The sequence below is a fragment of the Corallococcus sp. 4LFB genome, assembly GCF_046520365.1.
Taxonomy (GTDB): Bacteria; Myxococcota; Myxococcia; order Myxococcales; family Myxococcaceae; genus Corallococcus; species Corallococcus caeni.
This window is the reverse complement of sequence record NZ_JBKGHJ010001250.1, coordinates 1-410: the sequence shown is the minus strand read 5'-3', so window position 1 is coordinate 410 and position 410 is coordinate 1. Positions and strand designations below refer to the sequence as shown.

1 protein-coding gene is annotated in these 410 nt (G+C 71.5%); it reads left to right on the top strand.

Features of this window, described 5'->3' with window-relative positions:
- Positions 1-17: 17 nt before the first annotated feature.
- The coding region (locus ACLEQD_RS45175) for an AMP-binding protein (protein ID WP_410392035.1) at positions 18-410 on the top strand (393 nt) is incomplete at its 3' end.

Genomic DNA, 410 nt, shown 5'->3' with positions numbered 1-410 from the left:
ACCTCTGGAGCCTGCCGTTGCTGGAGGCCGAGGAGCGTCAGCAGGTGCTGGAGCGCTTCGCTGGCACGCAGGCGGAGGTCTCCACGGCGGAGACGATCCACAGCCTCGTCGCGGCGCAGGCGGCGAAGACGCCGGGCGCGGTGGCGGTGGTGCACGAGGGCAGGGCGCTGACGTACGCGCAGGTGGAAGCGCGGGCGAATCAGCTGGCGCGGCACCTGCGCACGCTCGGCATCCGCGAGGAAACCCGGGTAGGCGTGTGCGTGGAGCGCACGGAAGCGATGGTGGTGGCGCTGCTGGGCGTGCTGAAGGCGGGCGCTGCCTACGTGCCGCTGGACGCGACGTACCCGAAGGACCGACTGGCCTACATGCTGGAAGGCACGGGTGCGCCTGTCGTCATCACGCAGGCGAGC